The organism is Micromonospora sp. ALFpr18c, from assembly GCF_008868155.1.
In the GTDB taxonomy this organism is placed as follows: domain Bacteria; phylum Actinomycetota; class Actinomycetes; order Mycobacteriales; family Micromonosporaceae; genus Micromonospora.
Genome location: NZ_WBKR01000027.1, coordinates 15,413 through 42,035, shown reverse-complemented (window position 1 = coordinate 42,035; position 26,623 = coordinate 15,413). Strand labels below are relative to the sequence as shown.

The 26,623-nt window shown below is 69.3% G+C and carries 27 protein-coding genes, 1 tRNA gene and 2 pseudogenes; 12 read left to right on the top strand and 18 right to left on the bottom strand.

Features of this window, described 5'->3' with window-relative positions:
- Positions 1-39: 39 nt before the first annotated feature.
- Both F8271_RS08220 and F8271_RS08215 read left to right on the top strand, forming a co-directional pair.
- Positions 40-534, top strand: coding sequence for a thiol-disulfide oxidoreductase DCC family protein (locus tag F8271_RS08220; protein ID WP_151489043.1), 495 nt, complete (start codon positions 40-42; stop codon positions 532-534).
- Entirely contained in the window at positions 497-1,195 is a 699-nt protein-coding gene (locus F8271_RS08215; protein WP_151489041.1) for a TetR family transcriptional regulator, read from the top strand. The genes F8271_RS08220 and F8271_RS08215 overlap by 38 nt, the downstream gene beginning before the upstream one ends.
- A gap of 224 nt (positions 1,196-1,419) precedes the next feature.
- Here F8271_RS08215 and F8271_RS08210 read toward each other — a convergent pair whose 3' ends face one another.
- Complete coding sequence (locus F8271_RS08210) at positions 1,420-2,061, bottom strand: GNAT family N-acetyltransferase (protein ID WP_151489070.1); 642 nt, start codon at positions 2,059-2,061, stop codon at positions 1,420-1,422.
- A gap of 360 nt (positions 2,062-2,421) precedes the next feature.
- Here F8271_RS08210 and F8271_RS08200 point away from each other — a divergent pair, with 360 nt between their 5' ends.
- On the top strand, positions 2,422-2,940 hold the full coding sequence (locus tag F8271_RS08200; RefSeq protein WP_151489040.1) for a hypothetical protein: 519 nt from the start codon (positions 2,422-2,424) through the stop codon (positions 2,938-2,940).
- Between the two features lie 9 nt (positions 2,941-2,949).
- On the opposite strand, the gene F8271_RS08195 is transcribed toward F8271_RS08200, so the two are convergent.
- Together F8271_RS08195 and F8271_RS08190 are read right to left on the bottom strand one after the other, a co-directional pair.
- Positions 2,950-3,678 (bottom strand): Clp protease N-terminal domain-containing protein, encoded by a 729-nt coding sequence (locus F8271_RS08195; protein WP_151489039.1) that lies wholly within the window; start codon positions 3,676-3,678, stop codon positions 2,950-2,952.
- 134 nt (positions 3,679-3,812) lie between these two features.
- The gene (locus F8271_RS08190) at positions 3,813-4,823 is read right to left on the bottom strand and encodes a glycosyltransferase (RefSeq protein WP_151489038.1); all 1,011 of its coding nucleotides are present in this window, start codon (positions 4,821-4,823) and stop codon (positions 3,813-3,815) included.
- A 124-nt stretch (positions 4,824-4,947) separates the two neighbouring features.
- Between F8271_RS08190 and F8271_RS08185 the strand changes: the two genes are divergently transcribed.
- Positions 4,948-5,775, top strand: coding sequence for a DUF72 domain-containing protein (locus F8271_RS08185; RefSeq protein WP_225854257.1), 828 nt, complete (start codon positions 4,948-4,950; stop codon positions 5,773-5,775).
- Here the strand turns inward: F8271_RS08185 and F8271_RS08180 are convergent.
- The gene (locus F8271_RS08180; RefSeq protein WP_151489036.1) at positions 5,772-7,604 is read right to left on the bottom strand and encodes a glycoside hydrolase family 15 protein; all 1,833 of its coding nucleotides are present in this window, start codon (positions 7,602-7,604) and stop codon (positions 5,772-5,774) included. The genes F8271_RS08185 and F8271_RS08180 overlap by 4 nt on opposite strands.
- A 202-nt stretch (positions 7,605-7,806) precedes the next feature.
- Between F8271_RS08180 and F8271_RS08175 the strand changes: the two genes are divergently transcribed.
- On the top strand, positions 7,807-8,232 hold the full coding sequence (locus F8271_RS08175) for a VOC family protein (RefSeq protein ID WP_151489035.1): 426 nt from the start codon (positions 7,807-7,809) through the stop codon (positions 8,230-8,232).
- Between the two features lie 23 nt (positions 8,233-8,255).
- On the opposite strand, the gene F8271_RS08170 is transcribed toward F8271_RS08175, so the two are convergent.
- From F8271_RS08170 to F8271_RS08160, 3 genes are read right to left on the bottom strand one after another with little or no spacing between them, the layout of a single operon-like run.
- Positions 8,256-10,613, bottom strand: a complete 2,358-nt coding sequence (locus tag F8271_RS08170; RefSeq protein WP_151489034.1) for an excinuclease ABC subunit UvrA — start codon at positions 10,611-10,613, stop codon at positions 8,256-8,258.
- 35 nt (positions 10,614-10,648) lie between these two features.
- Positions 10,649-11,059 carry a VOC family protein gene (locus F8271_RS08165; RefSeq protein WP_151489033.1) on the bottom strand — a complete coding sequence of 137 codons (411 nt, stop codon included), beginning with the start codon at positions 11,057-11,059 and terminating at the stop codon, positions 10,649-10,651.
- Positions 11,060-11,064: 5 nt separating this feature from the next.
- A complete protein-coding gene (locus tag F8271_RS08160; protein ID WP_151489032.1) occupies positions 11,065-11,514 on the bottom strand; it encodes a helix-turn-helix transcriptional regulator in 450 nt (149 codons plus the stop codon).
- Positions 11,515-11,629: 115 nt separating this feature from the next.
- Here F8271_RS08160 and F8271_RS08155 point away from each other — a divergent pair, with 115 nt between their 5' ends.
- Positions 11,630-12,649, top strand: coding sequence for an aldo/keto reductase (locus tag F8271_RS08155; protein ID WP_151489031.1), 1,020 nt, complete (start codon positions 11,630-11,632; stop codon positions 12,647-12,649).
- A gap of 14 nt (positions 12,650-12,663) precedes the next feature.
- Here the strand turns inward: F8271_RS08155 and F8271_RS08150 are convergent, their stop codons facing one another.
- Entirely contained in the window at positions 12,664-13,233 is a 570-nt protein-coding gene (locus tag F8271_RS08150) for a kinase (protein WP_225854255.1), read from the bottom strand.
- Positions 13,223-13,609, bottom strand: a complete 387-nt coding sequence (locus tag F8271_RS08145) for a hypothetical protein (RefSeq protein ID WP_151489029.1) — start codon at positions 13,607-13,609, stop codon at positions 13,223-13,225. The genes F8271_RS08150 and F8271_RS08145 overlap by 11 nt, the downstream gene beginning before the upstream one ends.
- Positions 13,610-13,715: 106 nt before the next feature.
- Between F8271_RS08145 and F8271_RS08140 the strand changes: the two genes are divergently transcribed.
- Positions 13,716-14,468, top strand: coding sequence for a hypothetical protein (locus tag F8271_RS08140; protein ID WP_225854252.1), 753 nt, complete (start codon positions 13,716-13,718; stop codon positions 14,466-14,468).
- A gap of 250 nt (positions 14,469-14,718) precedes the next feature.
- Here F8271_RS08140 and F8271_RS08135 read toward each other — a convergent pair.
- The 4 genes and pseudogenes from F8271_RS08135 to amcA form a co-directional block, all read right to left on the bottom strand.
- A pseudogene (locus tag F8271_RS08135) lies at positions 14,719-14,877 on the bottom strand (kinase); the annotation flags it as partial.
- Positions 14,878-14,892: 15 nt separating this feature from the next.
- Positions 14,893-14,991: pseudogene (locus tag F8271_RS08130) on the bottom strand (pentapeptide repeat-containing protein); the annotation flags it as partial.
- A 120-nt stretch (positions 14,992-15,111) separates the two neighbouring features.
- Positions 15,112-15,459, bottom strand: coding sequence for a hypothetical protein (locus F8271_RS08125; protein WP_151489028.1), 348 nt, complete (start codon positions 15,457-15,459; stop codon positions 15,112-15,114).
- Positions 15,456-15,620 (bottom strand): multiple cyclophane-containing RiPP AmcA, encoded by a 165-nt coding sequence (amcA, locus tag F8271_RS32245; RefSeq protein ID WP_192580194.1) that lies wholly within the window; start codon positions 15,618-15,620, stop codon positions 15,456-15,458. The genes F8271_RS08125 and amcA overlap by 4 nt, the downstream gene beginning before the upstream one ends.
- A 370-nt stretch (positions 15,621-15,990) precedes the next feature.
- On the opposite strand from amcA, the gene F8271_RS08120 reads away from it, so the two are divergent.
- Entirely contained in the window at positions 15,991-17,217 is a 1,227-nt protein-coding gene (locus tag F8271_RS08120; protein WP_192580193.1) for a helix-turn-helix domain-containing protein, read from the top strand.
- A gap of 6 nt (positions 17,218-17,223) precedes the next feature.
- On the opposite strand, the gene F8271_RS08115 is transcribed toward F8271_RS08120, so the two are convergent.
- Positions 17,224-17,904 carry a YdcF family protein gene (locus tag F8271_RS08115; protein WP_192580192.1) on the bottom strand — a complete coding sequence of 227 codons (681 nt, stop codon included), beginning with the start codon at positions 17,902-17,904 and terminating at the stop codon, positions 17,224-17,226.
- A gap of 162 nt (positions 17,905-18,066) precedes the next feature.
- On the opposite strand from F8271_RS08115, the gene F8271_RS08110 reads away from it, so the two are divergent.
- Positions 18,067-18,951 (top strand): hypothetical protein, encoded by an 885-nt coding sequence (locus tag F8271_RS08110; protein ID WP_151489026.1) that lies wholly within the window; start codon positions 18,067-18,069, stop codon positions 18,949-18,951.
- On the opposite strand, the gene F8271_RS08105 is transcribed toward F8271_RS08110, so the two are convergent.
- The 3 genes from F8271_RS08105 to F8271_RS08095 form a co-directional block, all read right to left on the bottom strand.
- Positions 18,941-19,237, bottom strand: a complete 297-nt coding sequence (locus F8271_RS08105; protein WP_192580191.1) for a DUF4326 domain-containing protein — start codon at positions 19,235-19,237, stop codon at positions 18,941-18,943. The genes F8271_RS08110 and F8271_RS08105 overlap by 11 nt on opposite strands.
- Before the next feature lie 167 nt (positions 19,238-19,404).
- Positions 19,405-19,480, bottom strand: a tRNA-Lys gene (locus F8271_RS08100).
- 40 nt (positions 19,481-19,520) lie between these two features.
- A complete protein-coding gene (locus tag F8271_RS08095; RefSeq protein WP_151489024.1) occupies positions 19,521-19,817 on the bottom strand; it encodes a DUF6582 domain-containing protein in 297 nt (98 codons plus the stop codon).
- 167 nt (positions 19,818-19,984) lie between these two features.
- Here F8271_RS08095 and F8271_RS08090 point away from each other — a divergent pair, with 167 nt between their 5' ends.
- A complete protein-coding gene (locus F8271_RS08090) occupies positions 19,985-21,172 on the top strand; it encodes a DUF1996 domain-containing protein (RefSeq protein ID WP_151489023.1) in 1,188 nt (395 codons plus the stop codon).
- Positions 21,173-21,217: 45 nt separating this feature from the next.
- On the opposite strand, the gene F8271_RS08085 is transcribed toward F8271_RS08090, so the two are convergent.
- Entirely contained in the window at positions 21,218-23,920 is a 2,703-nt protein-coding gene (locus F8271_RS08085; RefSeq protein ID WP_151489022.1) for a ricin-type beta-trefoil lectin domain protein, read from the bottom strand.
- Positions 23,921-24,610: 690 nt separating this feature from the next.
- Between F8271_RS08085 and F8271_RS08080 the strand changes: the two genes are divergently transcribed.
- Both F8271_RS08080 and mctP read left to right on the top strand, forming a co-directional pair.
- Positions 24,611-24,868, top strand: a complete 258-nt coding sequence (locus F8271_RS08080; RefSeq protein WP_151489021.1) for a DUF3311 domain-containing protein — start codon at positions 24,611-24,613, stop codon at positions 24,866-24,868.
- A complete protein-coding gene (mctP, locus tag F8271_RS08075) occupies positions 24,868-26,532 on the top strand; it encodes a monocarboxylate uptake permease MctP (RefSeq protein WP_151489049.1) in 1,665 nt (554 codons plus the stop codon). The genes F8271_RS08080 and mctP overlap by 1 nt, the downstream gene beginning before the upstream one ends.
- Positions 26,533-26,623 lie beyond the last annotated feature (91 nt).

Genomic DNA, 26,623 nt, shown 5'->3' with positions numbered 1-26,623 from the left:
CCAGCCGGGCACCGGGCCGACCGGTCCAGCACCGACCCGATGACCGTGCCACCGACCGACGGCGTCGGCCGGCTCCCGGATCCCACCGCTCACGGGGGCGGTGGGATCCGGGGGTTCACGGTCCTGTTCGACGCGAGCTGCCCGCTCTGTCGGGCCGCCCGCCGATGGCTGGCGTCGCGCGCCCAGCTCGTACCCCTGGAGTTCGTGCCGGCCGGGTCGGCCGAAGCGCGGCGGCGCTTCCCCGGCCTGGACCACGACGCGACGCTGCGCGACCTCACCGTCATCGCCGACACCGGCGAGGTGTACGCGGGCGACGGCGCCTGGTTCGCCTGCCTCTGGGCGCTGGCCGACCACCGCGCCGCGGCCGAGCGGTTGGCCCGCCCCCACCTGATGCCGCTCGCCCGGCAGGTGGTGGCGGCCGCCTCGGCGATCCGGGAACGGGTTCGCGACCCGTGGGCCGAGCCGACGGACGAACTGGCGGGATACGGTGGCCCCGATGACCGACCAACCTGCGCCGACGACCACTGCGGGTGACCCTGCCACCGCCCGAGGCGAGCAGACCCGGCAGCTGATCAGGGACACCGCGATGCGGCTGTTCCGCGAGCGCGGTTACGCCCAGACCACCATGCGGGCGATCGCGCAGGAGGCCGGCGTGGCGGTCGGCAACGCCTACTACTACTTCGGCTCCAAGGACCACCTGATCCAGGAGTTCTACGCCCAGTCCCAGGTCGAGCACCGGGCCGCCGCGCAACCCGTGCTCGACCGGGAGGAGGCGTTCGGCGCCCGGCTGGCCGGGGTGCTGCACGCGGGGATCGACGTGCTCACGCCGTCGCACGAGTTCGCGGCGACCTTCTTCAAGACGGCGGCGGAGCCGACATCCCCGCTCAGCCCGTTCTCCGCGGAGTCGTCCGGCCCCCGGCAGGCCGCCATCGACCTCTTCGCCGAGGTGCTGACGGGCTCGACCGCCAAGGTCGACGCCGATCTGCGCCCGCAGTTGCCCGAGCTGCTCTGGCTCGCGTACATGGGGGTGATCCTGTACTGGGTGCACGACCGGTCGCCCGGGCAGACCAAGACCCGGCAGTTGATCGACGGCGCCGTTCCCCTGATCGACCGACTCGTGGCGCTGTCCCGGCTCCGGCTCCTGCGCCCGGTGACCCGGCAGGTCCTCGACCTGATCCGCACGCTACGTCACTGACCCGACCGGCATCCTCTGCCAGCTCAGCCGCAGGTCAAGTCCACTATTAGACACTCCGAACCGACAGCTCGCACCTTGCACCGCGCTTGCTCGATACGTAGCGTGATCGGCACGAACCGGCCCGCCCCGTGCGTGGACGGTCGCCCGAAACCGGGACCTGGGGGGAGGTTGCGGACCGTGGATCCGGCCCGGGATCCACGGTCCGCGCCGACGAGGGTCGGGCGTCAGCGCGGATAGACCCCGTACGCGCGCCAACCCCGGTCCGGGAAACCCGCCGCCTCGGCGACCCGGGCCGAGGCCACGTTGTCCCACTCGTGCAGGTAGGTGGGCACCGCGCCCTCGTCGAGCACCCGCCGCGCCGCCTGCGCCACCAACCGGCGGGCGAGGCCACGACCCCGCGCGGCCGGCACGGTGCCGATGGCCAGCTCGTGCCCGTACGCGTCGTGCCGCTTGATGCCGGCCCCGGCCAGGTAGGTGCCGTCCGCGTCGCGCACCACCAGCACCGGCCGGTCGAACAGTCGCAGCCAGGGTGGCAGTCCGGGGGCGGTGGACGCGGTCCACTCCCCCACGTCGGGCAGCGGCGCGGGTGCCACACTCCACCGGAACGGCCCGTCGTGCAGGCAGAACTCGGGCCGCCCGACGGCCTCCGGCAGCGCGGCGAGCAACCGGTCCGGTGCGTCGTGCGCCAGTGCGCGGATCGCGGCCACCCGGTCCGGCGCCACGGAGAGCACCCCGCTGCGTCCGGTGTCCACGGCGAGCGCCGGGCGCAGTCGACCGTCCCAGGCCGGCCTGGCCCGGCGGTGTGAGCCGACCACGTGCAGGCCCGGCCCGGCCGGCCACTGCCCGAGCCAGGCGGCCAGGTGCAGGCCCGGCCCAACCGCGCCACCGGGGACCTCGCGAGACGGGTGACGGCATGTCGTGGGCCACGGTGAACAGGCTGCCCGTCGGCAGCTCCGGCAGGCACGGCCTGAACACGCGCTGACGCACCAACGTCCTACATCGCAGCGACCGCGGAGGAGCACGGCGCAACCGTGCTGCACTACGACGCCGACTACGACCGGATCAGCGCCGTCACCGGCCAGCCCACCGAGTGGGTGGCGCCGACGGGCAGTCTCTGAGTTCGCGCCGGACGACACACCGGCGGAGGTCCAGCGGCGGCATTCGCACACCTGTCGGGTAATTTCTTGTGGTCCGGCATCCGGCCTACGACAGGAGAAGCTCCGCGCATGGGCAAGAAGACGATCCACGTCTCCGACTTCACCGGCACCGTTCTGCAGCAGGACGACGAGGCGGTGCGGGTCGTCGTCCTGGAGCACCCGGACCTGGTCGCCGGGCCTGTGCAGTTGGACGCCACCCCCGCCGAGGTGGAGAACATCGACGACGCGGCCCTGGACGTGGCCGTGGTCGAGATCTACGACCGCCACGGTGGTGGCGAGCCGCGTCGGGTGGTGTTGACCGCCAGCGAGTTCGACGCGATGGCCACCGACGTGCCCATGGCGCAGTTGCTGAAGACGGCCGAGCGGGTCCGCCCGCCCAAGGCCCGCAAGAGCGCTGAGAAATTCGACTACGGCACGCTGGAGCACGCCGGCAAGCCGCACCGGGGCCGGGTCACCGAGGAGGAGGCCCGGCTGGTGCGCGACCAGCTCGACGAGGTCAACAAGCGGCTCGCCGACGCGGGCGTGCGCCAGATCGACCCGGCCGATCCGGAGCACGCCCTGCGTTACGGCTTCCCCGGGGTCTCCTGACCCGACGGGTCACTCCTGCCCGACTGCGGCGGCGAGGGCGGCGGACAGGTCGGCCTCGACGGTCTCCTTGCTCAGGCCGAGGTCGGTGAGCACACCCGTGCCGTCCTCCTGCTCCAGCAGGGCGAGCAGGATGTGCTCGGTGCCGATGTAGTTGTGCCCGAGGCGCAGCGCCTCCCGGAAGGTCAGCTCCAGGGCCTTCTTGCCGCGCGCGTCGTACGGGATGAGGTCCGGGACCTGGTCGGCCGGCGGCGGGAGGGCCGCGCCCACCGCCTCCCGTACCGCCTCCGGGGTGGCGCCGCGATCGGTCATCACCCTGGCGGCCAGCCCTTCCGGCTCGGCCAGCAGGCCCAGCACCAGGTGCTCCGGGCCGATCTCGGCCTGCCCGGCGGCCCGGGCCTCCTCCTGCGAGGCCATCACCACGTTGCGGGCCCGGGGGGTGAAGCGGCCGAAGCCGGCGTTCGGGTCGAGCGCCGCCGCGTCGGTCGCCTTCGGCACGAAGCGCTTCTGGGCGGCCTGCTTGGTGACTCCCATGCTGCGGCCGATGTCGGTCCAGGAGGCACCCGAGCGCCGCGCCTGGTCGACGAAGTGCCCGATCAGGTGGTCGGCGACCTCGCCGAGGTGATCGGCGGCGAGGACCGCGTCGGTGAGCTGGTCGAGGGCGTCGGTGTGCGCCTTCTTGATGGCCTGGATGAGGTCGTCGAGCTTGATCGTGTTGCCGATCTGGATGGGTTCCGTCATGCGTCAACCATAAGTTGACGCGTGCGCTTACGTCAACCGTAAGTTGACGATCGATCCCGCGATGATCACTTGACGCTCAGCAGCGGGGGACGGCCCGAGGGGACTGCTGAGCATGACGTGATCACGACTGGGGTTCAGGCGGCCGCGGCGTACTCCGGCAGGTGGTGCGCGACCGTCGCCGGGGAGGGCATGGCGGCGATCTCCTCGGCGAGCGCGCGGGCGGCGTCGCGGTGCTCGCCGTCACGCGGCAGCAGCCTGCGCGCCTGCTCGGCCACGGCACCCGGACGCACCTCGGCAGGCAGCAGCCGCAGGGCGGCGCCCGCGGCGGTCACCGCGTCGGCGTTGGCGAACTGGTCGGTGCCCTGCGGCAGCATCAGCTGCGGTACGCCCACCGCGAGCGCGCTGAGGGTCGTGCCGCTACCGCCGTGGTGCACGACGAGGTCCACCTGCGACAACAACTCCGCCTGCGGCAGCCATCGATGCACCGTCACGTGGTCGGGAATCTCGCCAAGCTCCTCCGGCGCCACCCGACCAGCGGCGACCACCACCTGGGCGCCCAGCGCCGCCAGTCCGGCGATGACCGTGGTCAGCAGCTCCGACGTGCCGAACGCCGTACCGAGCGTCAGATAGACCAGCGGTCGGGAGCCGTCACGAGCGGCGGACGGGGGCAGCGGACCCGACGGCGAGAACGGGACGGGTCGCAGCTCGATGCGCCGTTGCGTGGCGACGAAGCCCTTGTCCTGCAACGAGGGAGGGCAGATGTCGAGGTGCGCTCGACCGGCGACCTCGGGGTTTTTCGTGGGCGGTTCGAGGCCGATGTCGTCGGGGAACAGCCGGCCGAACCCGTGCCAGATGCCGGGTATGCCGGCCCGCCGAGCCGCAATGGCCGCCCCCGGCAGCCCCCACTCGTGCACCACCAGATCCGGGCGCAGCCGGGCCAGTTCGGGTTCCAGATCCTCGGCGTACACCTCGTAGAAGGCGTCGCCGGGTCGGAACGGCCGCAGGCCGTTCGCGGCCAGCGGCGCGTGCACCGCCGGACCGGCGGCGAAGTGCACCTCGTGACCGGCGTCCCGAGCGGCGACCGCCAGCGGGATCAACGGATACGTGTGACCGACGGACGCGAGGCTCGCGAACAGCAGGCGCATGGCGTGCGACCCTACCTGCCACACCGCCGCTGCCGTCGTTGCCGGCGCGCGTATACCGTGGGCTCCGGCCGGGGCCCGGTGCGGCGGAGGGAGGGCGGTCGTGCGGCTAGCCGTGGGATGCGCGATGTGGACCCACCGGGCGTGGCAGGGCCGGCTGCTGGCGCATCCGCTCGCACCACAGGAGCGACTGCGGCACTACGCGGGCTGGTGCGACGCGGTGGAGGGAAACACCACGTTCTACGCCACACCGACCCGGGAAACCGTCGCCTCGTGGGCCGCGCAGACCGATCCGGGTTTCCGCTTCGTCCTCAAACTTCCCAGGGTCGTCACGCATGAGCGCCGGCTCACCGGCACCGACGAGCCGCTGCGCGCGTTCCTGGACGCCATCGAGCCGCTCGGTCCGCGTACCCATGCCCTCTGGGTCCAGTTGCCCGGCTCGTTCTCTCCCGCCGACGTCCCGACCCTGAGCCGCTTCCTCGGCCAACTCCCCCGATCCCACCGGTACGCCGTGGAGGTCCGCCACCCGGCGTTCTTCACCGATTCCCGCGCGATCCGGCTCCTCGAACAGACCCTCGGCGAGGCGGACGCCGGGTGGATCCCGTTCGACACCACCGCGTTCTTCACCACCCCTCCGACCAGCGACGCGGAACGGGACGCCTGGATGAAGAAGCCGCGTGTGCCGCAGCGGTCGGTGGCGCTGACCGACCGGCCGATCGTCCGCTACCTCGGCCGCGACGACACCACCCGGACGGTCGAGGGGTGGCAGCGCTGGGTCGACGTCACCGCCGACTGGCTGCGGGAGGGGCGCTCGCCGACGGTGTTCGTGCACACCCCGGACAACGCCGACGCGCCGGTGCTCGCCCGCCGTTTCCACGACGAGGTACGGGCCCGGGTGCCCGGCCTCGACCCGCTGCCCGAGCCGGTACCGGTCGAGCCGTTGACCCTCTTCTAGGGGCGGCGCTCGTCGAGCAGTTCGTCGAGGTGGGTCGCGGTGCTGATCAGCGAGAGGTGGCTGAACGCCTGCGGGAAGTTGCCGATCTGCTCGCCGGTGGGGGCGATCTCCTCGGAGTAGAGGCCGAGCGGGTTGCTGTAGGTGAGCATCTTCTCGAAGGTCAGCCGGGCGTCGTCGATCCGGCCGGACTGGGCGAGGGCCTGGACGTACCAGAAGGTGCACATGCTGAAGGTGCCCTCGGTGCCGGCCAGGCCGTCCGGGGAGGCCCGGGGGTCGTAGCGGTAGACGAGGCTGTCGGAGACCAGATCGGCGTCCACCGCCCGCAGCGTCGACTCCCACATCGGGTCGGTCGGCGCGATGAGGCCGAGCTCGGACATCGCGAGGAGCGAGGCGTCCAGGATGTCGGTCTGGTAGTGCTGCACGAACGCCTGACGCTTCGGGTGGAAGCCACGAGCCATGATCTGCTCGTAGATGGCGTTGCGTTCGGTCGTCCAGCGGGTGGTGTCGCCGGGTCGCGCACGGCGCTGGGCGAGGCGGATGGCCCGGTCCAGCGCCACCCAGGACATCATCCGTCCGTAGGTGTAGTCCTGCCGACCCGACCGGGTCTCCCAGATGCCGTCCTCGGGTTGATCCCAGTGATCGCAGAGCCAGTCCATCAGCCCCGCCGTCTTGCGCCACCCCTCGTACGGGGCGATCAGCCCGTGCCGGTCGGCGAGTTCCAGTGAGTTGAGCGCCTCACCGTAGATGTCGAGTTGCAGTTGGCCCGCCGCGCCGTTGCCGATCCGTACGGGTGCCGAGCCGCGGTAGCCCTCCAGGTGGCCCAGCACCTCCTCGGGAAGGTCCGATGAGCCGTCGACCCGATACATGATCTGCAGGGGAAGGTCGCCGTCGCGGGCGTCCCGGATACGCGCGTCGAGCCAGCACAGATACTTCGCGGCCTCGTCGGTGAAGCCCAGTCGCAGCAACGCGTGCACCGAGAAGGAGGCGTCGCGGATCCAGGTGTAACGGTAGTCCCAGTTCCGCTGCCCGCCGACCTGCTCCGGCAGCCCCGCGGTGGGCGCGGCCACGAGGGCGCCGGTCGGGGCGTACGTCATCAGTTTGAGAGTCATCGCGGACCGCTCGACCATCTCCCTCCAGCGGCCGGTGTAGTGGGACCGGTCCAGCCACCGCCGCCAGAAGTCGCGGGTCTCGGCGAGCAGTGCGCACGCCTGCTCGGTGCTGATCGCGCGGGGCGCGTTCGGGCAGGCCGTCTCCAGGACGACCCCGCCGATGTCGTTCGCCTGCAGCGTGAACCGCGACGACAGGCCCTCCGCGTCGCGGCGGATGTCCTGCGCGTCGATGAGCCGTTTGGTGTCCCGGAACGGGGTGAGGGTGAGGCTCATGGTCGAACTGCGAAAGACGTCACCCTCGGGGTGGGCCTCAAGCTCGTACGGGTCGCGGGCGTAGTTGAACCGGGGTTGGCAGTCGACGCGGAACCGCATGCTGCCCCGGACCATCCGGACCAGCCGGATCAACCGGTGCCGGTCGGTGGCCTGCGCACCGGTGACGGGCATGAAGTCCAACAGCTCCCCCACGCCGTCCGCGCCGTGGAAGCGGGTGATCAGGATCGGCGTGCCGGGGAGGTAGAGCTGCTTGCTCGTGTAATCGACCCCGTCCGGGGCGAGCTGGAAGTGGCCGCCCTTGCGGGCATCCAGCAGGGCGCCGAAGACGCTCGGCGAGTCGAAGCGGGGCGCGCAGAACCAGTCGACCGTGCCGTCGGCGCTGATCAGGGCCGCGGTCTGCAGATCGCCGATCAGGCCGTGCTCCTCCACCGCGGGGTAGGGCTTCACACGAACTCCCGCCACTCGGTCCGACGGCGGTGGCTACCCGGCGAGCGGCGTCTCACACACCGGGTACGGGGCCGGGGGCGCCACCCGCTGAGTGCCGCACCCCGGTCCGCTGACGTCGAGGTGGCGAGCATCGCGGAACCGCTCCCTCCGCAATGCTCGCTAGCGTGCACGGGGGAAGCCACACACCGACGAGAGGAACACCATGAGCCTGCGGGGATTCGCGACCCTCAACATCTGGGCGGACGACGTCGCCGCCGCCACCGCCTGGTACGCGGAGTTCCTGGGCCAGGAGGCGTACTTCCGGCGCTCGGGCCCGGACGGACGCCTGGCGTACACCGAGTTCCGCGTCGGCGACTACGAGGCCGAGTTGGGCATCATCGACCGCAGGTACGCGCCACCCGGCACGGCCGACGCGCCCGGCGGCACGATCATGCACTGGCACGTCGACGACCTCGACGCCACCGTGCAGCGGCTGCTGGCGCTGGGCGCCACACAGCACCAGCCGATCACCGCGCACGGCGACGAAGGCTTCGTCACGGCCTCGGTGGTCGACCCGTTCGGCAACCTGCTGGGTGTCATGACCAACCCGCACTACCTGGACATCCTCGCGTCCCGAACGAGCGCCTGACGGGGTCGTGGCGGGGGGCGCGATCAGGTGCCGACGTACGCCGCCAGGTGCTCGCCGGTGAGGGTGGAGCGGGCGGCGACCAGGTCGGCGGGTGTGCCCTCGAAGACGATCCGGCCGCCGTCGTGCCCGGCACCGGGACCGAGGTCGATGATCCAGTCGGCGTGCGCCATGACCGCCTGGTGGTGCTCGACGACGATGACCGACTTGCCCGAGTCGACGAGCCGGTCGAGCAGACCGAGCAGTTGCTCGACGTCGGCCAGGTGCAGGCCGGTGGTCGGCTCGTCGAGGACGTAGACGCCGCCCTTCTCGGCCATGTGGGTGGCCAGCTTGAGCCGCTGCCGCTCGCCACCGGACAGCGTGGTGAGCGGCTGGCCGAGGCTGAGATACCCCAGCCCGACGTCGGCGAGCCGGTCGAGGATGGCGTGCGCGGCCGGCGTCCGCGCGTCGCCGGCGCCGAAGAACTTCTCGGCCTCCGACACCGACATCGCGAGCACCTCGCTGATGTCCCGACCGCCGAGGTGGTATTCCAGCACCGACGCCTGGAACCGCTTGCCCTCACAGTCCTCGCAGGTGGTGGCGACGCCGGCCATCATCGCCAGGTCGGTGTAGATGACGCCGGCGCCGTTGCAGGTCGGGCAGGCGCCCTCGGAGTTGGCGCTGAACAGCGCCGGCTTCACGCCGTTGGCCTTCGCGAACGCCTTGCGGATCGGATCGAGCAGACCGGTGTACGTGGCCGGGTTGCTCCGCCGTGAACCGCGGATCGCACCCTGGTCGATCGACACCACGCCCGCGCCGGCCGGGATCGAGCCGTGGATCAGTGAACTCTTGCCGGATCCGGCGACGCCGGTGACGACGCAGAGCACCCCCAGCGGAACGTCGACGTCCACGTCGCGGAGGTTGTGGGCGGTGGCGCCGCGGATCTCCAGTGCCCCGGTCGGGGTACGTACCGCCGGCTTGAGCGACGCCCGGTCGTCGAGGTGGCGACCGGTGATGGTGCCGCTGCCGCGCAGACCCTCCACGGTGCCCTCGTAGCAGACGGTGCCACCACCCGTGCCGGCGCCGGGACCGAGATCGACGATGTGGTCGGCGATCGCGATCGCCTCCGGCTTGTGCTCCACGACCAGCACGGTGTTGCCCTTGTCGCGCAACTGCAACAGCAGCTCGTTCATCCGTTGGATGTCGTGCGGGTGCAAGCCGATGGTCGGCTCGTCGAAGACGTAGGTGACGTCGGTGAGCGACGAACCGAGGTGGCGGATCATCTTGGTGCGCTGCGCCTCACCACCGGACAGGGTGCCCGAGGGCCGGTCGAGCGAGAGATAGCCCAGGCCGATCTCCTCGAACGAGTCGAGGAGGTGTTGCAACCCTTTGAGGAGCGGGGCCACCGACGGCTCGTCGAGACCTCGGACCCAGGCGGCCAGGTCGCTGATCTGCATCGCGCAGACATCGGCGATGTTGCTGCCCTTGATCTTCGACGAGAGTGCTTCCCGGCTGAGCCGCGTGCCGCCACAGTCGGGGCAGGTCGTGAACGTGACCGCCCGCTGCACGAAGGCGCGGATGTGCGGCTGCAACGCGTCGACGTCCTTGGTCAGGAACGACTTCTGGATCGACGGGATCAGACCGGCGTACGTCAGGTTGATCCCGTCGATCTTTATCTTGGTCGGCTCCCGGTGGAGCAGGTCGTCGAGCTCCCGCTTGGTGTACTTGGCGATCGGCTTGTCCGGATCGAAGTAGCCGCAGCCGCGGAAGATCCGGCCGTACCAGCCCTCCATGCTGTAGCCGGGGATCGTGATCGCGCCCTCGTTGAGCGACAGGGTGTCGTCGTACAGCGCGGTCAGGTCGATGTCGTTGATCGACCCCATGCCCTCGCAGCGCGGACACATGCCGCCGAGGCGGGTGAAGGTCGCCTTCTCGGTCTTCGTCCTGCCCGCGCCGCGCTCCACGGTGATCGCGCCGCTGGCCCGCACCGAGGGGACATTGAAGGAGTACGCGTTGGGCGAGCCGATCTGCGGCTGCCCGAGCCGGCTGAACAGGATGCGCAGCATCGCGTTCGCGTCGGTGGCGGTGCCCACCGTGGAACGGGAGTTCGCGCCCATCCGCTCCTGGTCCACGATGATCGCCGTGGTCAGGCCGTCCAGCAGGTCGACGTCCGGGCGCGCCAGCGTCGGCATGAAGCCCTGCACGAACGAGCTGTACGTCTCGTTGATCATCCGCTGCGACTCGGCGGCGATGGTGCCGAACACCAGCGAACTCTTGCCGGAGCCGGAGACGCCAGTGAACACCGTCAGCCGGCGCTTCGGGATCTCGACGCTGACGTCTCTGAGGTTGTTGACGCGCGCACCCTGCACACGGATCAGGTCGTGACTGTCGGCTGCGTGCGTCATCGTGTCTCCATCTGTCGCCCGGCCCGGCCGACCGCTCAGCGCTTCTCCTGAATCCTGACCATGTTGCCAGCCGGGTCGCGGAAGGCGCAGTCCCGAACGCCGTACGGCTGGTCGGTCGGCTCCTGCACGACCTCCGCGCCACTGCCGGCCAGCTTGCCGAACGTGTCGTCGAGGTCGGAGGCGGCCAGGTTGACGCCGAAGTAGCTGCCCTTGGCCATCATCTCCGCGATGACGCGGCGCTCGTCGTCGGTGAGCCCGGGGGTGGCGGTCGGCGGGTGCAGGACGATCGCCGTGTCGGGCTGATCGACGGGACCGACCGTGATCCAGCGCATCCCCTGGTAGCCGACGTCGTTGCGGACCTCGAAGCCGAGGACGTCGCGGTAGAAGGCCAGGGAGGCGTCCGGGTCGGTGTGCGGCAGGAAGCTGCTGTGAATGCTGATGTCCATGACAGTCAGGCTAGGTGCGGCTCGAGGTGCGCCGCTTCTCGATTCCTGATCGGTCTGGTCACCTGCTTCGCCACGCAGGAGGGCATCCCCGCCGTCGCGCGTACCGCCTCTCGTCGATAGACGCTCGGCGGGACACCCACCAGCTCGGTGAATCGGGTGCTGAAGGTGCCCAGCGACGAGCAGCCGACCGCGAAACAGACATCGGTGACGCTGAGGTCACCCCGGCGCAGCAACGCCATCGCACGCTCGATGCGCCGCGTCATCAGGTAGCTGTACGGCGACTCGCCGTACGCCTGCCGGAACTCGCGGCTGAGGTGCCCGGTCGACATGTGGACGCCCCGGGCGAGCGCCTCGACGTCCAGCGGCCGCGCGTACTCCCGGTCGATCCGGTCCCGGACGCGGCGCAGCCGCGCCAGGTCGCGCAGGCGCTGCTCCTCGGCAGGTGTGCTGGTCACAGGCCAAATCGTGCCACATAGCGAGGGCGGTTTGGCAAGCGGAACAATGTTCCGTATAGTTCCTAGCGGAACAGCGCTCCGCTTATCCGAATCTACCCGCTCGTGGAGGGCAGTCATGCAGTACCGCACCTTGGGTCGCACCGGCGTCCAGGTCAGCACACTCGCGCTCGGCGCGATGAACTTCGGCAGCCTGGGGCGTACCACCCAGGACGAGGTCACCACTCTGGTCGGTGCCGCCCTGGACGCCGGGATCAACCTCATCGACACCGCCGACATGTACAGCCAGGGCGAGTCGGAGGAGATGGTCGGCAAGGCCATCGTCGGTCGCCGCGACGACCTCGTGCTGGCCACGAAGGCCGGCATGCCCATGGGCGACGAGCGCAACCACCAGGGCAGCTCACGGCGCTGGCTGGTCACCGAACTGGACCACAGCCTGCGCCGCCTCGGCGTCGACCACGTCGACCTCTACCAGATCCACCGGTGGGATCCGCGCACCAGCGACGAGGAGACACTGTCGGCGCTGACCGACCTGCAACGCGCCGGGAAGATCCGCTACTTCGGCTCGTCGACGTTCCCCGCGTACCGCATCGTGCAGGCCGAGTGGGCCGCCCGGGAACACCACCTGGGCCGGTACGTCACCGAGCAGCCCAGCTATTCGATCCTGCAACGCGGCGTCGAGGCACACGTCCTGCCCGTCACCGAGCAGTACGGGCTCGGCGTGCTGGCGTGGAGCCCGCTGGCCTCCGGCTGGCTGTCGGGCGCGATCCGGGCGGGCCGGGAGATCACCACCAGCCGCTCGGCGATCCTTCCGCAACGCTTCGACACCACCATCCCGGCGAACCAGGCCCGGCTCGACGCCGTCGAACGGTTGGCCACGGTCGCCGACGAGGCCGGCCTCACCATGATCCAACTCGCGCTCGGCTTCGTCACCACGCACCCCGCCGTGACCAGCGCGATCATCGGCCCCCGCACCATGGAGCATCTGCGCTCCCAACTCGACGCCGCGGACACCACACTCTCCGCCGACGTGCTCGACGCGATCGACACGATCGTCGCCCCCGGCGTCGACCTCGCCGCCCACGAGAAGTTCGACACCCCGCCCGCCCTGCTCGACGCGGCGCGACGACGTCGCTGAGGCGCCCCCTGCGCTCAGGGGAGGATCGGGATCACGTCGTCCACCCGTCCGGTCTGCGGTAACCCCGCCGTCGTGGCGATGGTCTCGACGGCCCCCTCCAAGGTGGTGCTCTCCGGTAGGACGAGTTCGTCGGGCCAGCCCAGGACGTCGTGGGCGGCATAGATCCCACTCATGAATTCGGCGGTGAACTCGGTGACCTGCGGGCGGGTGAGGTGCCGGCGCAGGGTTTCGGGCAGGGACACGTCGAGGTAGCAGAACAGCGACCGTCCACGGTGGCCGTCCCGCAGAGCCGTCAGCATCGGCCGGTAGCGGCTGGAGTGCAGGATGCCCTCCAGCACCACGTGGTAGCCGTGGTCCAGCGCGAACCGGACGGTCTGCCCGATCAGCGCCGGCGCCACACCGCCGGGCCGGTCCCGCTCGCGCAGGAGGATGCGGCGCAGGTAGTCCTGCTCGACCAGCGCACACCCCCGGCCATGCCGCAGCCGCAGCTCCCGAGCGATGCTGCTCTTGCCCGAGCCCGAGTTGCCCCGGACACAGACCAGAATCGTGTCCGGGCTGCCGGTCGGGGAGGCGTCAACGGTCACGATGCCGCGTTCCGTCCTGCGGCAGCCATCGTAGTGCCGCGTCGGCGGTGTCCTCCGGGCTGCTGTTGAAGGCGATGGCCGCGCCGGGGGCATGCTGCCGGACGAGGTTGACCACGGTCTCGAAGAGCGGGAGCAGCGGCTCGTGCTTGCGGATGCCGCCGCCGACCACCACGCAGGCGTACTCCTTCCTGGTGAGTGCCTCGACGATGGCCGCCTCGGCGGTCTCGTCGGGCACCACCAGGCACAGGTCGGCCTCGATGCCGTGCTCCCCGAACCGGGCCTGACCACGCGCGATGGCGGCCACGACCGGCTCCGGATCCCAACCCGGGATCCTCTCGGGATCGAGACCGACCACCAGCACAGGTCCCAACGCCATGCGTCCTCCCGCAGAAAGGCCAGCACCGTCGATGCTGCCACAGGAGGTGCCAGATTGAGTACGAGCACTCATCCCGCCGTGTTGGCTGGCCGGCATGCTCGACGCCATGGCTCTCTCCCGCCGGATCAGCGTGCTGCCGTTGGTGGTCTGTCTGCTGCTGAGCGGGTGCGCGCAGCAGCGCGACGGCGACACGCTGGCGGAAAACCACGCGGCGGCCGAGGCGAAGCGCCTCGATGATGATCTCACTCGCGACCGGGTCCGGGACGCCGAGTGGCTCGTCGCGACCCACGTCCCCAAGGCGGTGGAGGGCGACAGCTCAACCATCCGCCGCGAAGCATTCGCCAGGTCGGGGCGAACCGGCATCAACGAGCAGGCCGTCATCGACGTACGGATCACGGTGACGGTGGCGCAAGCCGACGGGGCTACCTTCGGCGACCTGGGCAACTCCGCCGGCCAGGCCACGCGGTGCTACCGCTACCGGCTCGAACTCCATCACTACCTGCCGTACCAGGAGATCGACTGCCCGTCGGGGGCCGCTCCGCCGGTGCCCAGCGCGGCACCGTTCCCGGCGCTGCCCACGGACGCGCGTGACCGGCTCAGCGCGGCGCTGCGCACCGCCACACCGGACACGCTCGCGGGCGCGGTGCGGGCCGCCTTTCCCGCGCAGTACGTCACCGTCGACACGGCCACCCACGAGGGCGTGCTCGTCGCCGCGGTGGGCGTACCCGCCGAGCGGGAATGCCTCCTGTTGGTCCGGACTCCCGCCGGAACGATCGAGTCACCCGAGTACAACCTCGGGTGGTTGGAGCCGGGCGAGACGGGATGCCGGGTCGGGCTGTACGTCTCACCGCCACGCTAGAGCTGGCCCGACCTGCCCCTCGCTCACGTGGTCGAGTCACCGGCGCCGCCGGAGCGGAAAGGTTCCGGCGAGATGTCCCCCGGCGCCGCCCCTGCCGTGGTCGCCGTCGGTGGCGCACGCCTGCCCGCACGGACCAGCAGCGAGACGAGTGGCCTTGGGGAGATCGGTGCGGTGCCCGTTCTCACCGAGAGCGAAGGTAGCCGTTGACGGGGTGAGGGTTAGCCTCTTGGGCCATGTCCGCCCCTGCGCCGCGCAGCAGAATGCGGCGCAGGTAGTCCTGCTCGACCAGGGCGTAGCCCCGGCCGTGCCGGCGTCGTAGTTTGCGGGCGATGCTGCTCTTGCCGAAGCCGGAGTTGCCCCGGATGCAGACGAGCATCGTGTCCGGGCTGCCAGTGGGTTCAGCAAGCACGATGCCTCCTCGGCTTCAACTGTTGCGGACGGTGAGATCCAGCGCAGCGACGGCCAACTGGGTGAGGTCATAAAGTTGGTCCTCGCTGAGGGTGACGCCGCGCAAGTTGTCCAGGACCTTCACGTCGCCGATCGTGATGGTGCGCATGTGACTTCAACCAGTCTGGGCGCGGGGTGGGCACGCCACCAGGTGCGACCGCCGGCTGGCCGGTGACGTTGATGAGGCCGATGCCGTTCACGAGGAGGCCTCTTCGATGCTGGCGGCCGTGGTGGTACTGACGCGGTAGGCGTGGGTGTGGCGGGCGGGCCAGCCGAGGAACCGGTCGAACATGTCCCCGGCGCTGCCCGTCACGCTCGGGTTCAGCCGGTGCAGGTCGTCGATGGCGTCGTGCAGGCAGCCGGCCAAGTAGAGGAACAGACTCACCGGCACTTCTCGGTACTCGGCGAGGAGCGCGAGCTTCGCCGCGCCGCAGGGCCACGGCTGCCCGCACCGTCGGCACAGCCACAGCGGGCGCATCGACAGATGCTCCACCTCGGCTGGCGCGAGCCGGTTCGCCGCGAGACGGCGCTGCTGCCCGGTCACCGGCGACCACCCTCGCGGGCCTGCTGCGCGAACAGCCGACGCCACACGAAGGTGAGCAGCGGAGGATCAGCGCGCCGCACCTGCCCCAGTGAGGACGTCCACCTGGGCTCGGGGCGCCGGGACTGGCTGGCCATTGCGTTACGCGAGACGTACACCGTCATGCCTCCACCCCCACCAGGAACGATGGGCGGCGGGCTCGCCGGGGGAATGGCGAGCCCGCCGCCGCATCACGGCGGCTGGGAGCAGGCCGCCGATCACCCACCCACGCAGCCCTCATGGCGGTACGCAGGCGGGGAGAACACCGAGACAGTTCGTTCCAGGACGGGCCGAGCCTGCGGCCCAATCCGTGGTGTGGTGCGCCGCTCATCGATCCCTCCATCTGCAGCTCCCTGTTAGTCATCCCTGACACCGGCATCGACGCGCGCCGGTGATCTGGGGTGAACTGAACGTAGGGGCGGTCCGTACGGAGGACCGGGAAAATCCGTACCGGGTCCGGCGGCCTTCAGCGGGCAGGGTGATGGTGTGCGAGGGATGACGGACGACATGACCATCGGCCAGCGCGTCGCCTTCTACCGACGTCGACGAGGCCTCTCCCAGGAGGTGCTGGCCGGTCTGGTTGGCAAGACCCAGGAGTGGTTACGCAAGGTCGAGACGAACCGGGCAGACCTCGATCGGCTGTCGGTCATACGCGCGATCGCCAAAGCCCTCGACGTGTCCCTCGGCGACCTGATCGGCGCACCGAGCCTGTTCGAGTGGTCGGACGAATCAGGGCGCGAGACCATCCCGGCCTTGCGGGCCGCGCTTCACGACTATCGTCACCTCGCGCCGACGCTGGCCAGCACGGGGGACGTCGAGGCCCCCGCCCTGCGCGAGATCGAGAACGACGTCGCCGAGATCTGGACCGCCTACCAACACTCGCGATACGGCACCCTCGCCCGCCGGCTGCCCTACCTCATCCACGACTGCCTCACCGCCACCGAGGCGTACGACGGAGACGATGGCCAGCGAGCGCACGCGATGACCGCCTACGCCCACCAGCTCGCCGCGTTGTTCCTCACCAAGCTCGGCGAAGGTGACCTCGCGTGGACCGCCGCCAGCCGTGGACTGGCCGCCGCCAACGCCAGCCACGACCACGTCGTCATCGGCTCGCTCAGCCGCTCCGCCGCGCACTCGCTGGCGTCCATTGGCGAATATGCGCAGGCTCGTGGCCTCGCCGCCACGGCGGCGCAGTTCCTGGAACCACGGCTCGCCAAACCCACTCCGCAGCTGCTGTCGGTCTACGGCAGCCTGCACCTCGTCTGCGCGCTGGCCGCAGCCCGAGACGACGACCGCGCCTCCGCCGACACCCACATCGCCGAGGCCGACGCCGCCGCACAGAGACTCGGTGCCGACGGCAACCACGTGTGGACCGCGTTCGGGCCGACCAACGTGTCGATCCACAAGACGACCGTGGCGATGGAACTCGGCGACGTGCAACGCGCCATCGCCATCGGCGCCCCACTCGACACCAGCACCGTGCCCGTCGAGCGGCAGGTTCGACACGCCATCGAAACCGCCCGAGCCCTTGCCCGGTGGAACCGCATCGACGACGCGCTCGCCGCGCTCCTGAACGCAGAGATCATCGGCGCTGACCAGGTGCGCTACCACCAGCTCTCCCGCGACCTCGTTCGGGATATCCTCACCCGCCCTCGGCCGCCCCGACTGGCCGTCGAACTCAGCGACCGGATGGGCGTCCGGTCGGGAGGGCCGCGCTGGTAACTGAACTCAGATCAGCCGGCTCGTGTAGCCAGCCGCCACCAGGCGCTCAAACGCCGCCCGTACCTCGTCCGGCATCTCCTGCGGGATCGCGAAGCCGCGCTCGGCGTACACCTCGATCCGCTGCGTGTCGCCGACCAGCATGTCCACCACCCGCCGCGGGTCGCCGATGCTGCGCACGTAGTCGTTTAGTTCGAGGGGGTTCGACGCGCACACCACATCAACCTCCGGCCACATCAGCCTGCACGTGGCGTAGGCCCGACGCTGCTGGTAGGGCCGCGACATGATCAGCACCGACTGCACCGGGATCCGGTGTTCAGTCAGGATCTGACGCGAGTACTCCAGGTTTTGAGCGGTGTTCGTGGCACGCGGCTCCACGAGAATTGCTTCCGCGGGTACGCCCTGCTCGATCGCGTACTCGCGGTAGTGCACCGCTTCTCCCCTAGGAAACCGTTCGACGGTCGTCGGGGCGTTCGCGCCGGTGAACACGATCCTTGGGAACAGGCCCTCGCGGAACAGTCGCGTCGCGATGACCGCGACGCCGAGGTCATGACTTCCCAGCCCGATTCCCACGGTGCACGGGCGCAACTCGTGGTGCAGGTCGTGGTAGCGCCACAGCCTCTCCACGTCCGCCCGGATCGCGTCAGGGATCACCTCGGCAGGTGCCGCCGCACGCCGGTTCATCAGCACCTACCAGTCCGGTCCGCGCTGGGTTCCCTCATGGCGCCAGCGTAGGGCAACGGCGGAGGCTGAGAGGTGGACCCTCGCCCTACCGGCTAGCGCCCAATCCCCTCAGATGTGAAACTGTCTATGTAACTAAGTGTGTCCTGGTAGCCGCACTCTGCGACGTGGGTGGTGCCGTTGGAACAGCTTCCGTTGTGGGGACTGAGCACCGACGAAGATCCGAGACCGAAGCCGGTCCTGGCACGACCAGCAAAACTCCGCCTCCTGATCACAGTGAAGGCGGCACCCAACCTCTCCGCGCGGTACGGGGAGACGGTCTGCGTGGGGGCACTGGGCATGGACCCGCCCTGGACCGGTTGGATCCGCCTCTACCCGTTCCACTACCGAGACCTCGACGACGACGGCACGTTCCACAAGTACGACATCATCCACGTCGAGGCACTGCCAGCCAGGCAAGACCAGCGGCGCGAGAGCTGGAAACCGATCGTGGACACCATCACCACCGAGCGGCACCTTGCCAGTCGGCAGGCGCGTCGAAACCTCCTCGATCCGCTCGTCGAAGACTCCATGTGCCGGCTCAACAAACAGGCCCGCGACGACCGGAGCGCACGATCGATCGCGCTGATTCGCGTGGTCGACATCTCGGCGCTTCAGGTCAGGCGGCATCCCGGCTGGTCGGCGGAGGATCGCAAGAAGATCGCCGCGTATTTCAACCAGCTCGACCTGCTGGAACCGGCCAAGCGCGGCCCACTTCAAGCACCACGCTTCACCGGCGCCTACCGCTACCGATGCGCAGACCGTCATTGCCGCGGTCACCGGCAGACACTCTGGGACTGGGAGTTCGTCGCCCTACAACGCCGTCTGAACCAGCTCAGCGACGCGGAGGCTGCTGAGCATCTGAGAAACAAGTTCCTCAACCAGCTCAGCGCCGCTGACCGCGACGTTGCCTTCTTTGTAGGCAACCAAGCGGCAAGACCCCAGTCCTTCAGCATCGGCGGTGTCTACGCACCGAGGCGCCCAGTTGCTGGACGCCGACTGCACCTCAACCGATGATGTCGGCCAGCACGTCGGCATGACACGCATCCTCGACGCGGCACCAGCACGCCAACTGCTTCCCCGTGAGCTCTCGACGCGCCCGGTCAACCAGGGCCGGCTGCCCCACAAGCCACTGCCGATAGAGGCGTAACGCCTCCGCCCGATCATGCTTTCGCAGGCTGAACGGATTGGCCCAGGGAGAACGCCGCAACCCGAAGCCCTGCCGCCCCACATACACGGCACCGGGCGGCACCACCGGGTGATAGAGGTCCCCCTGCACGCGAACCCGCAGCTGTCCCCCCACGCCACCAGCGTAATCACCAACGACTGAATGCTCGAAGAAGCGCAGCGGATGCCCCAGCAACGCCAGCCCGGTCCAACCGCTTGCGAACTCGCGCCGAGCGACCCACCCGGCGTACGCGAAAAAGGCCCCCACCCGGGTGTGAACCACCAGGTCAGGGCCTTGATCGTTGGTGCGCCGCCAGGGACTCGAACCCCGAACCCGCGGATTAAGAGTCCGCTGCTCTGCCAGTTGAGCCAGCGGCGCTCGCTGACAACGACGAGCACGCTAACACGCCTCGGATCGCTCAGTGCGCGGGGTTCGGCGTGTGCGGCAGTCGACCGAGTTGGTGCCAGTTCGTCTCCGCGACCTCGACGCCGTAGTGCGCCGCGGCGGCGAGGATGTTCTGGAAGGCCAGGTCGCGGTCCTTGTCGGTGACGCCCTGCACCTGGTCGAAGCGGGCGATGGCGTTGCGGACGTGGCCCGCGTCGGTCATCGGCTCCTTGCGTTTACCGGGAAACGCGAAGACGGTCTCCGGCAGCTCGCGCTTGTCCTTGTCGGTCAGGCCGCCGTGCTTCTCGTGGGGCTTCCAGGTTGACTTCATCGTCCACCATTACCCACTTGTCGTCCGGTCGCACCACCGGACCCCGAGGTCGGGCCGGGTTCTTTAAGGGAGGTTTAAAGACCTGTCTCGCGCGGGCGGCGAGCGTCTACCATACGGCGGCCGTGACCGTTCGGGTCAGCCTGTCGTCTGCTCTGTGGGAGTGACCCGTGTCGTACGAAGGCCCGCCGCCGTCACGTCATCGTTCCCCGGGGTGGCTCGCCCGCAAGAAGCTGAGCGTGGCCGCGGGCGCGGCTGTCGTGCTCGTCGTCGCGGCCGGGGCCGTGTACCTGGGCAACGGCGCGGCGCAGCCCGAGCCGTCGAACGCGGCCAACGCCCTCGAATACCCATCGCCGTCGGCCGGGCAGGCTCAGTCGCCCGGAGCGGCGGTGTCGGCCGCCGCGACACCGTCGGTCTCCACGACACCATCGACCGGCGCGACGCCGACCGCTGCCACACCGACAACCCCCAGGACCGGCTGGGTTCCCGTCGACAGTACGGCCTGGAAGGCGCAGGCCGACGCGTACCGGGCGTTGAAGATCGACCCCGCCCCGGCCGGCGTCGGCAACCTCCCGGAGTTCCGGGCGGACTGCCAGTACAGCCACCGGCTGCCGGACGACCCGATCGTCGCTCCCGGCCTCCCGGGCGCCTCACACATGCACTCGTTCGTCGGCAACAAGGCCGTCGACGCGAACACCGTCGCCGGGGACCTGACCACGTTCACGGCCACGTCCTGCAAGCCGGTCCAGGATCACTCCGCCTACTGGGTGCCCACCCTCTACGACAACGCGACCGGGAAGCCGGTCGAGACCACGGGTTTCCGGGTCTACTACCGCTCGCTCGCGAAGAACTCGACCGGCCAGATGCCGATGCCCAACGGCCTGCGCATGATCTCCGGTGACGCCAAGAAGAAGAAGCCGACACCGCGTGGCGCGACCGGCCAGTTCTACTGCGCCTTCTACGGCCCCGGCGACCTCGACGGCGTCGCCCGCAGCACCAACGGCAACTGGCCGATCTGCGGGGGCGACGCGACGCTGCACTTCATGCTGCAGTTCCCCGACTGCTGGGACGGCACGCACCTGGACAGCCCCAACCACAAGGACCATGTGGCGTACGGCAGCGGCAACTCCTGCCCGACCAGCCACCCGGTGCGGATCCCGGCGATCACCTTCGACATCCAGTACCCGGCCAAGGGCACCCCGGCGGGCTACTACCTCTCCTCCGACAAGGAGGGCAAGAGCGCCTCGTCGATGCACGGCGACGCCTTCGTCATGTGGGACGTCAACACCATGAACAAGCGCACCAAGAACTGTGTCCTGGGACGCCGGACCTGCGACAACTACGGCTACCAGAAATAGCCGGGGCCAGGCCCGTGTCGGCCTGGCCCCGCGTTCCGGTGGTGCTCAGCTACGCAACGTCCACTGCTGGTTGGTGCCTCCGTTGCAGCTCCACAGGATGAGCTTCGTGCCGTTGGCGGTGGCGGCGCCGTTGGCGTCGAGGCAGAGCCCGGACTGGGCGTTCGTCAGGGTGCCGTTGGCGTTGACGTTCCACTGCTGGTTCAGACCGCCGTGGCAGTCCCAGATGATGACCGCGGTGCCGTTTGCCGTACCCGCCCCGGAGGCGTCCAGGCACTTGTTGCCGTACACGGTCAGCTGCCTGCTGCTGGTGTGGGTCCACCGCTGGTTCGTGCCACCGGAGCAGTCGTAGAGCTGCACCTGGGTGCCGTTGGTGGTGGTGGAGTTGGGCACGTCCGCACAGCGGCCGGACTGGCCGCCGACGAGCTGCCCGCTCCCGGTACCGCTGCCGCCGCCCTGCTGCTGCCGGACGATCGAGGTCGACTCCGCCGACCGGTTGCCCTGGGCGTCGACGACGAACAGCCGGTACTCCCCCTGGTTGGTCGGCACGGCGATGGACGTGGCGGTGCCACCCGCCCTGGTCATCGTCGGCCCGGCGGTGAAGGTGGTGGTGCCGGAGGGCGCCAGCCACACCGACCTGGTGGCATCGCCGGTGCTCCGGATCGGGATCGATGCCGTGGCGCTGGCGACGAACGTGCTGGCCGGCAGGACGTAGTTCGGCGCGGAGAAGGTGCTCGCCGGGATGATGTCCCGGTAGGCGTCCTCCAGGCCGGAGTTCACCGCGATGCCGTACGCCGTCGCCGGCCAGACGTAGTCGGAGGAGACCAGGATGTCGCCGATCGTGCTGTTCGGCAGGTTCTTGTTCGAGACCTTGTTGATCGGGCCGTAGATCTGCGTGATGGTCAGATCGTGCTTCCGGCCGAAGTCGTCGGAATTGATCATCCAGGTGACGTTCTTGTCGATGCTCAGGACGTTGTCCCGGAACGTCATGAACGCCGATCCCTCATCCGGGTGCAGCCCGTACTTGTGACCGGAGGGCACGCCCTGGAGGTAGTTGTTGGTGATCGTCGTACCGGGCTGAGCGCCGAGGGTGTAGATCGGTGCCGTGTCGCTCAGGCGCTGCACCGTGTCGATGATGTGGTTGTAGCTGATGGTGTTGTTCCGGGCCGTGGTGGTCGGCCGGTTCGGTGTGATCGAACCCGACGACCCGTCGAAGTTCCACCAGCCCCAGCCGAGGGTGATGCCCGACCACGGGGCCTTCTCGATCCGGTTGCGCTGGATGGTGAGGGTGTCGGCGAAGTACGCCGAGATCGGGCTGTGCCCGTTGAACAGCACCGCGCTGTCGTAGAGGTAGTTGTTCCTGATGTCGATGTTCTTCGGCAGCCCCTCGACCTGGGCGGAGTACTTCTCGTTGTTTGTCGACGTGCCGTCTCCGATGAAGACGTGCTGGGGATGCCCCACGGTGATGGCGGACCCGGCGATGTCACTGGTGTGGTTGCCGATCAACTGCGAGCCCTGCACGTCGTTGACCATGTTGATCCCGTCCGCGCCGGTGTGCTGGATCCGGTTGCGGTGCAGGAGGATCCCGTCGGCGTTCTGCAGCTGGACGATGCCGGGAGTGACGTCGACGTTGCGGTAGAAGTAGACGTGGAAGTTGCCCTTGGCGTACACCTGGGCGCCGAGGTTGCCCTGCTGCGCCTGCTTGAAGGACGAGCCGGCGACGGTGAACAGGTTCCAGTCGGAGTGCCGCACCGTCAGGCCGGAGAACGTGATGTTGCGGGCGTGGTTGCTCGTCGAGGTGCCGGCGACGCGCAGCACGGTGGTCACGTTGTTCGGCGCGTAGACCGTCGCGGTCGCCATGTTCTCGCTGCTGGCCTTGTAGTAGTAGACCGTCCGGCTGCTCTTGTCGAAGTAGAACTCACCGGGGGTGTCCAGGAACTCGTAGGCGTTCATCAGCTTGTGGGTGCCGCCGACCTGGGCGTTGCCGTTGAACGCGCCCTGGGCGATGGCCGCGCCCGGCTGCTGGAACAGGGCGACCCGGTTCGCGCCGTCGGAACTCGTGGTCACCTGCCGGACGCCCACTATCGCCGTGGTCCAGGTGGTGCCCGTCTCGATCTCGATGTCGTCGTGGTTGCGGGCGATGGCGGGAAAGTCGTTCAGGTTGTATTTGGCGCCGTCACACTGCGACCCCGACTCCCACGCCCACGAGGCCTGACCGGCGGTGATGGTGTACGTCCCGTAACAGCCCGCCGAGCTGACCGTCTTCGACGCCATGTACGCGCGCTTGTCATTGACGTAGAGCGCCCGCAGCTTGTTGGCGCGGTCCAGCGGGGCCTTCCAGATGTTGCCGCTGTGCTGGGTCCATCCGGTGACCTGCACACCGCCGTCGAGGACCGGCGTCTCACCGTTGTAGGCGGCGTAGCTGACCCGGAAGCCGTTGTAGCCGGAGTCGCTGGCACCGAACTCGATGGTGCTGCCGACCGGGTAGGTGCCGCCGCGCAGATACACGTTGATGTCGCCGGTCATGCTCGCGTTCATCGTGCGAACGACGTCGCGCGCGCGTTGGATCGTCCGGAACGGGGACGCCAGCGTGCCGGGGTTGGTGTCATTACCGTCGGGGGCGACGTAGTAGGTCGCCTGCACCGCTGCCGAGGCCGGCAGCTGATTGGCCAGCACGGCCGGCACCGTGGCGGCGACGAGAGCCGCCACCGCCAGCAGTGCCGTTCGAGCAGTCGACACGATTGACCTCACGGACTGTTCCTCTCAGGTGCCGTCGACAGGGGACCCCGTGCGTATCGGGCGATGAGTACGGAAACAGCGACACCATCTCGGTCGGCGGGGCTTGTCGTCGCCCAACCGCACTCTCTTGTTAATCGCCTCGAAATCTTCCCGAAGCGTAGGTCACACGTGTGATGAATGCAACCATTGATCGTAGGACGTCTATGTATTTATGTGGACGTATTGCGTGAATCACCCATCGCGGCGGTGCCCGGCCGATCGGTCGTCGGATGAATGCGCGGACGCCGGGCACGACACCGGGCCGGGGCGCGACCTCCGCCCCGACCCGGCCCTCCTCATCGGACGGTGAAGGTCGCCAGTCGCAGCGGGGAGTCGAGCACCAGGTACACGTCGTGGGTGCCGGCCGCCCGGGCCACCTCGGCGACGCCTGTCCGGATTACTGAATTGCCGCTTCATTTCTTACCGAGGTGTTGACAGGTACTGCATTAAAGTGTCCGTCCAGTGCCGAGCACAGGCCACCTGACCAGCGCCGGAGTCCTCCCGAATAGACTTCTCGTGACCGTCGTCGCAATGCCGGTGACACCGCCGGCCGCCTGTTTAAAATCTCTCTCCGGGCTGGGACTCGACGTTCGGCCGGTGCACATTTCCCCATTGTTGCGTGACGAATCCCGTCACCACGCTTCGACGAAACGAGATGCCATCATGAGTGAACCGCCCGTGACACCGGAGCCACCCGGCGCCGCGCCGCCGTCGCGCGAGGCGACCGACCGCAGCCCCTGGAACTGGCTGCTCTTCCTCCCGATCGTGGTGCCGCTGGTCCCCGCACTGTTCAACATGGACTCGCCCCGCCTGTTCGGCTTTCCCGCCTACTACTGGCTCCAGTTGGCCTTCATCGTGCTCGGTGTGGCCACCACGAGCGTTGTCTACCGGATGACCAGGGTGCGGGCGGTGACGTCGTGATGTGGCGGGATCACCTCACCGAGATCATCGTCTTCACGGTGCTCTTCCTGCTGGTCAGCGGGATGGGCTTCCTGGCGGCGCGGTGGCGGGCCCCGAAGGACATGGCCCATCTCGACGAGTGGGGTCTGGGTGGGCGCACCTTCGGCGGCTGGATCACCTGGTTCCTGGTCGGCGGCGACGTCTACACGGCGTACACCTTCGTGGCGGTGCCGGCACTGCTGTTCGGTGCCGGTGCGGCGGGGTTCTTCGCCGTGCCGTACACGATCATCGTCTACCCGTTGGTCTTCCTGGTGCTGCTCCGGCTCTGGTCGGTGTCGCACCGGCACGGGTTCGTCACGCCGGCCGACTTCGTCCGGACCCGGTTCGGCTCGCCGACCCTGGCGCTGATCATCGCGATCACCGGTATCGCCGCGACCATGCCGTACATCGCGTTGCAGCTGGTCGGCATCGAGGCGGTGCTCAAGACGATGGGCGTCACCGGCGACAGCACGGTCGCCCGGCACCTGCCGATCATCGTCGCGTTCGCCATCCTCGCCGCGTACACCTACCAGTCGGGGCTGCGCGCGCCCGCGTTGATCGCGTTCGTCAAGGACAGCCTGATCTACATCGTCATCCTCGTGGCGGTGATCTACCTGCCGTACAAGCTGGGCGGCTGGGGCAAGATCTTCGACGCGGCGGACGCCAAGTTCGCGGCGACGCCCGCGCCGGGTGACGGCATCCTGCTGAACCAGAACAACCAACTGCAGTACGTGACGCTGGCGCTGGGCTCGGCACTCGCGCTGTTTCTCTACCCGCACACCCAGACCGGCGTCCTGGCCAGCCGCAGCCGTGCCGTGATCAAGCGGAACATGTCGGCGCTGCCCGCGTACACCCTGCTGCTCGGGCTCATCGCGCTGCTCGGCTACATGGCCATCGCGGCCGGGGTGAAGCCGCTGCCCGGGGCCAAGGAGGGCACGGTCGACAGCAACACCGTCGTACCGCTGCTGTTCGACCACACCTTCCCGGACTGGTTCGCCGGCGTGGCGTACGCGGCGATCGGCATCGGCGCGCTGGTCCCGGCGGCGATCATGTCGATCGCGGCGGCGAACCTGTTCACCCGCAACATCTACAAGGAGTACCTGAAGAAGGACGCCTCGGCGGCCCAGGAGGCGAAGGTCTCCAAGGTCGCCTCGCTGGTGGTGAAGGTCGGCGCGGTCGCCTGCATCGTCTTCCTCGACCCCCAGTTCTCCATCGACCTCCAGCTCATCGGCGGCGTCATCATCCTGCAGACGCTGCCGGCCGTGGCGCTGGGCCTCTACACCCGCTGGTTCCACCGCGGCGCGCTCATCGCCGGCTGGGTGGCCGGCATGGGCCTGGGCGTCTGGATGCTCTACCAGATCCCGAACGCGGCGACGAAGCGCGCGCACTTCGGCGGGTCGGCGTTCCCGCTGGAGAAGTTCGGCTTCGACACCCCGAAGACGATCTACGTCGGCATCGTCGCCGTACTGGTCAACCTGGCGGTCGCCGCACTGGCGACGCTCGCGCTGAAGGCGGGCCGGGTGCCCGACGGCACGGACGGCACCAGCCGCAGCGACTACTTCGCCGACGAGGGCGACGAGAAGCTCGTCCCGGCACCGCGCCAGGACAGCGACGAGGTGACGGTCGAGCCTGCTCCCCAGGTCTGAACCACCGATGGGGTGCCCGTGGCGTCCGCACGGGTGCCCCATCGCCCCGGCCAGGGGGCGTCGACCTGCGCGTCAGCGCGGTTTCAGCACG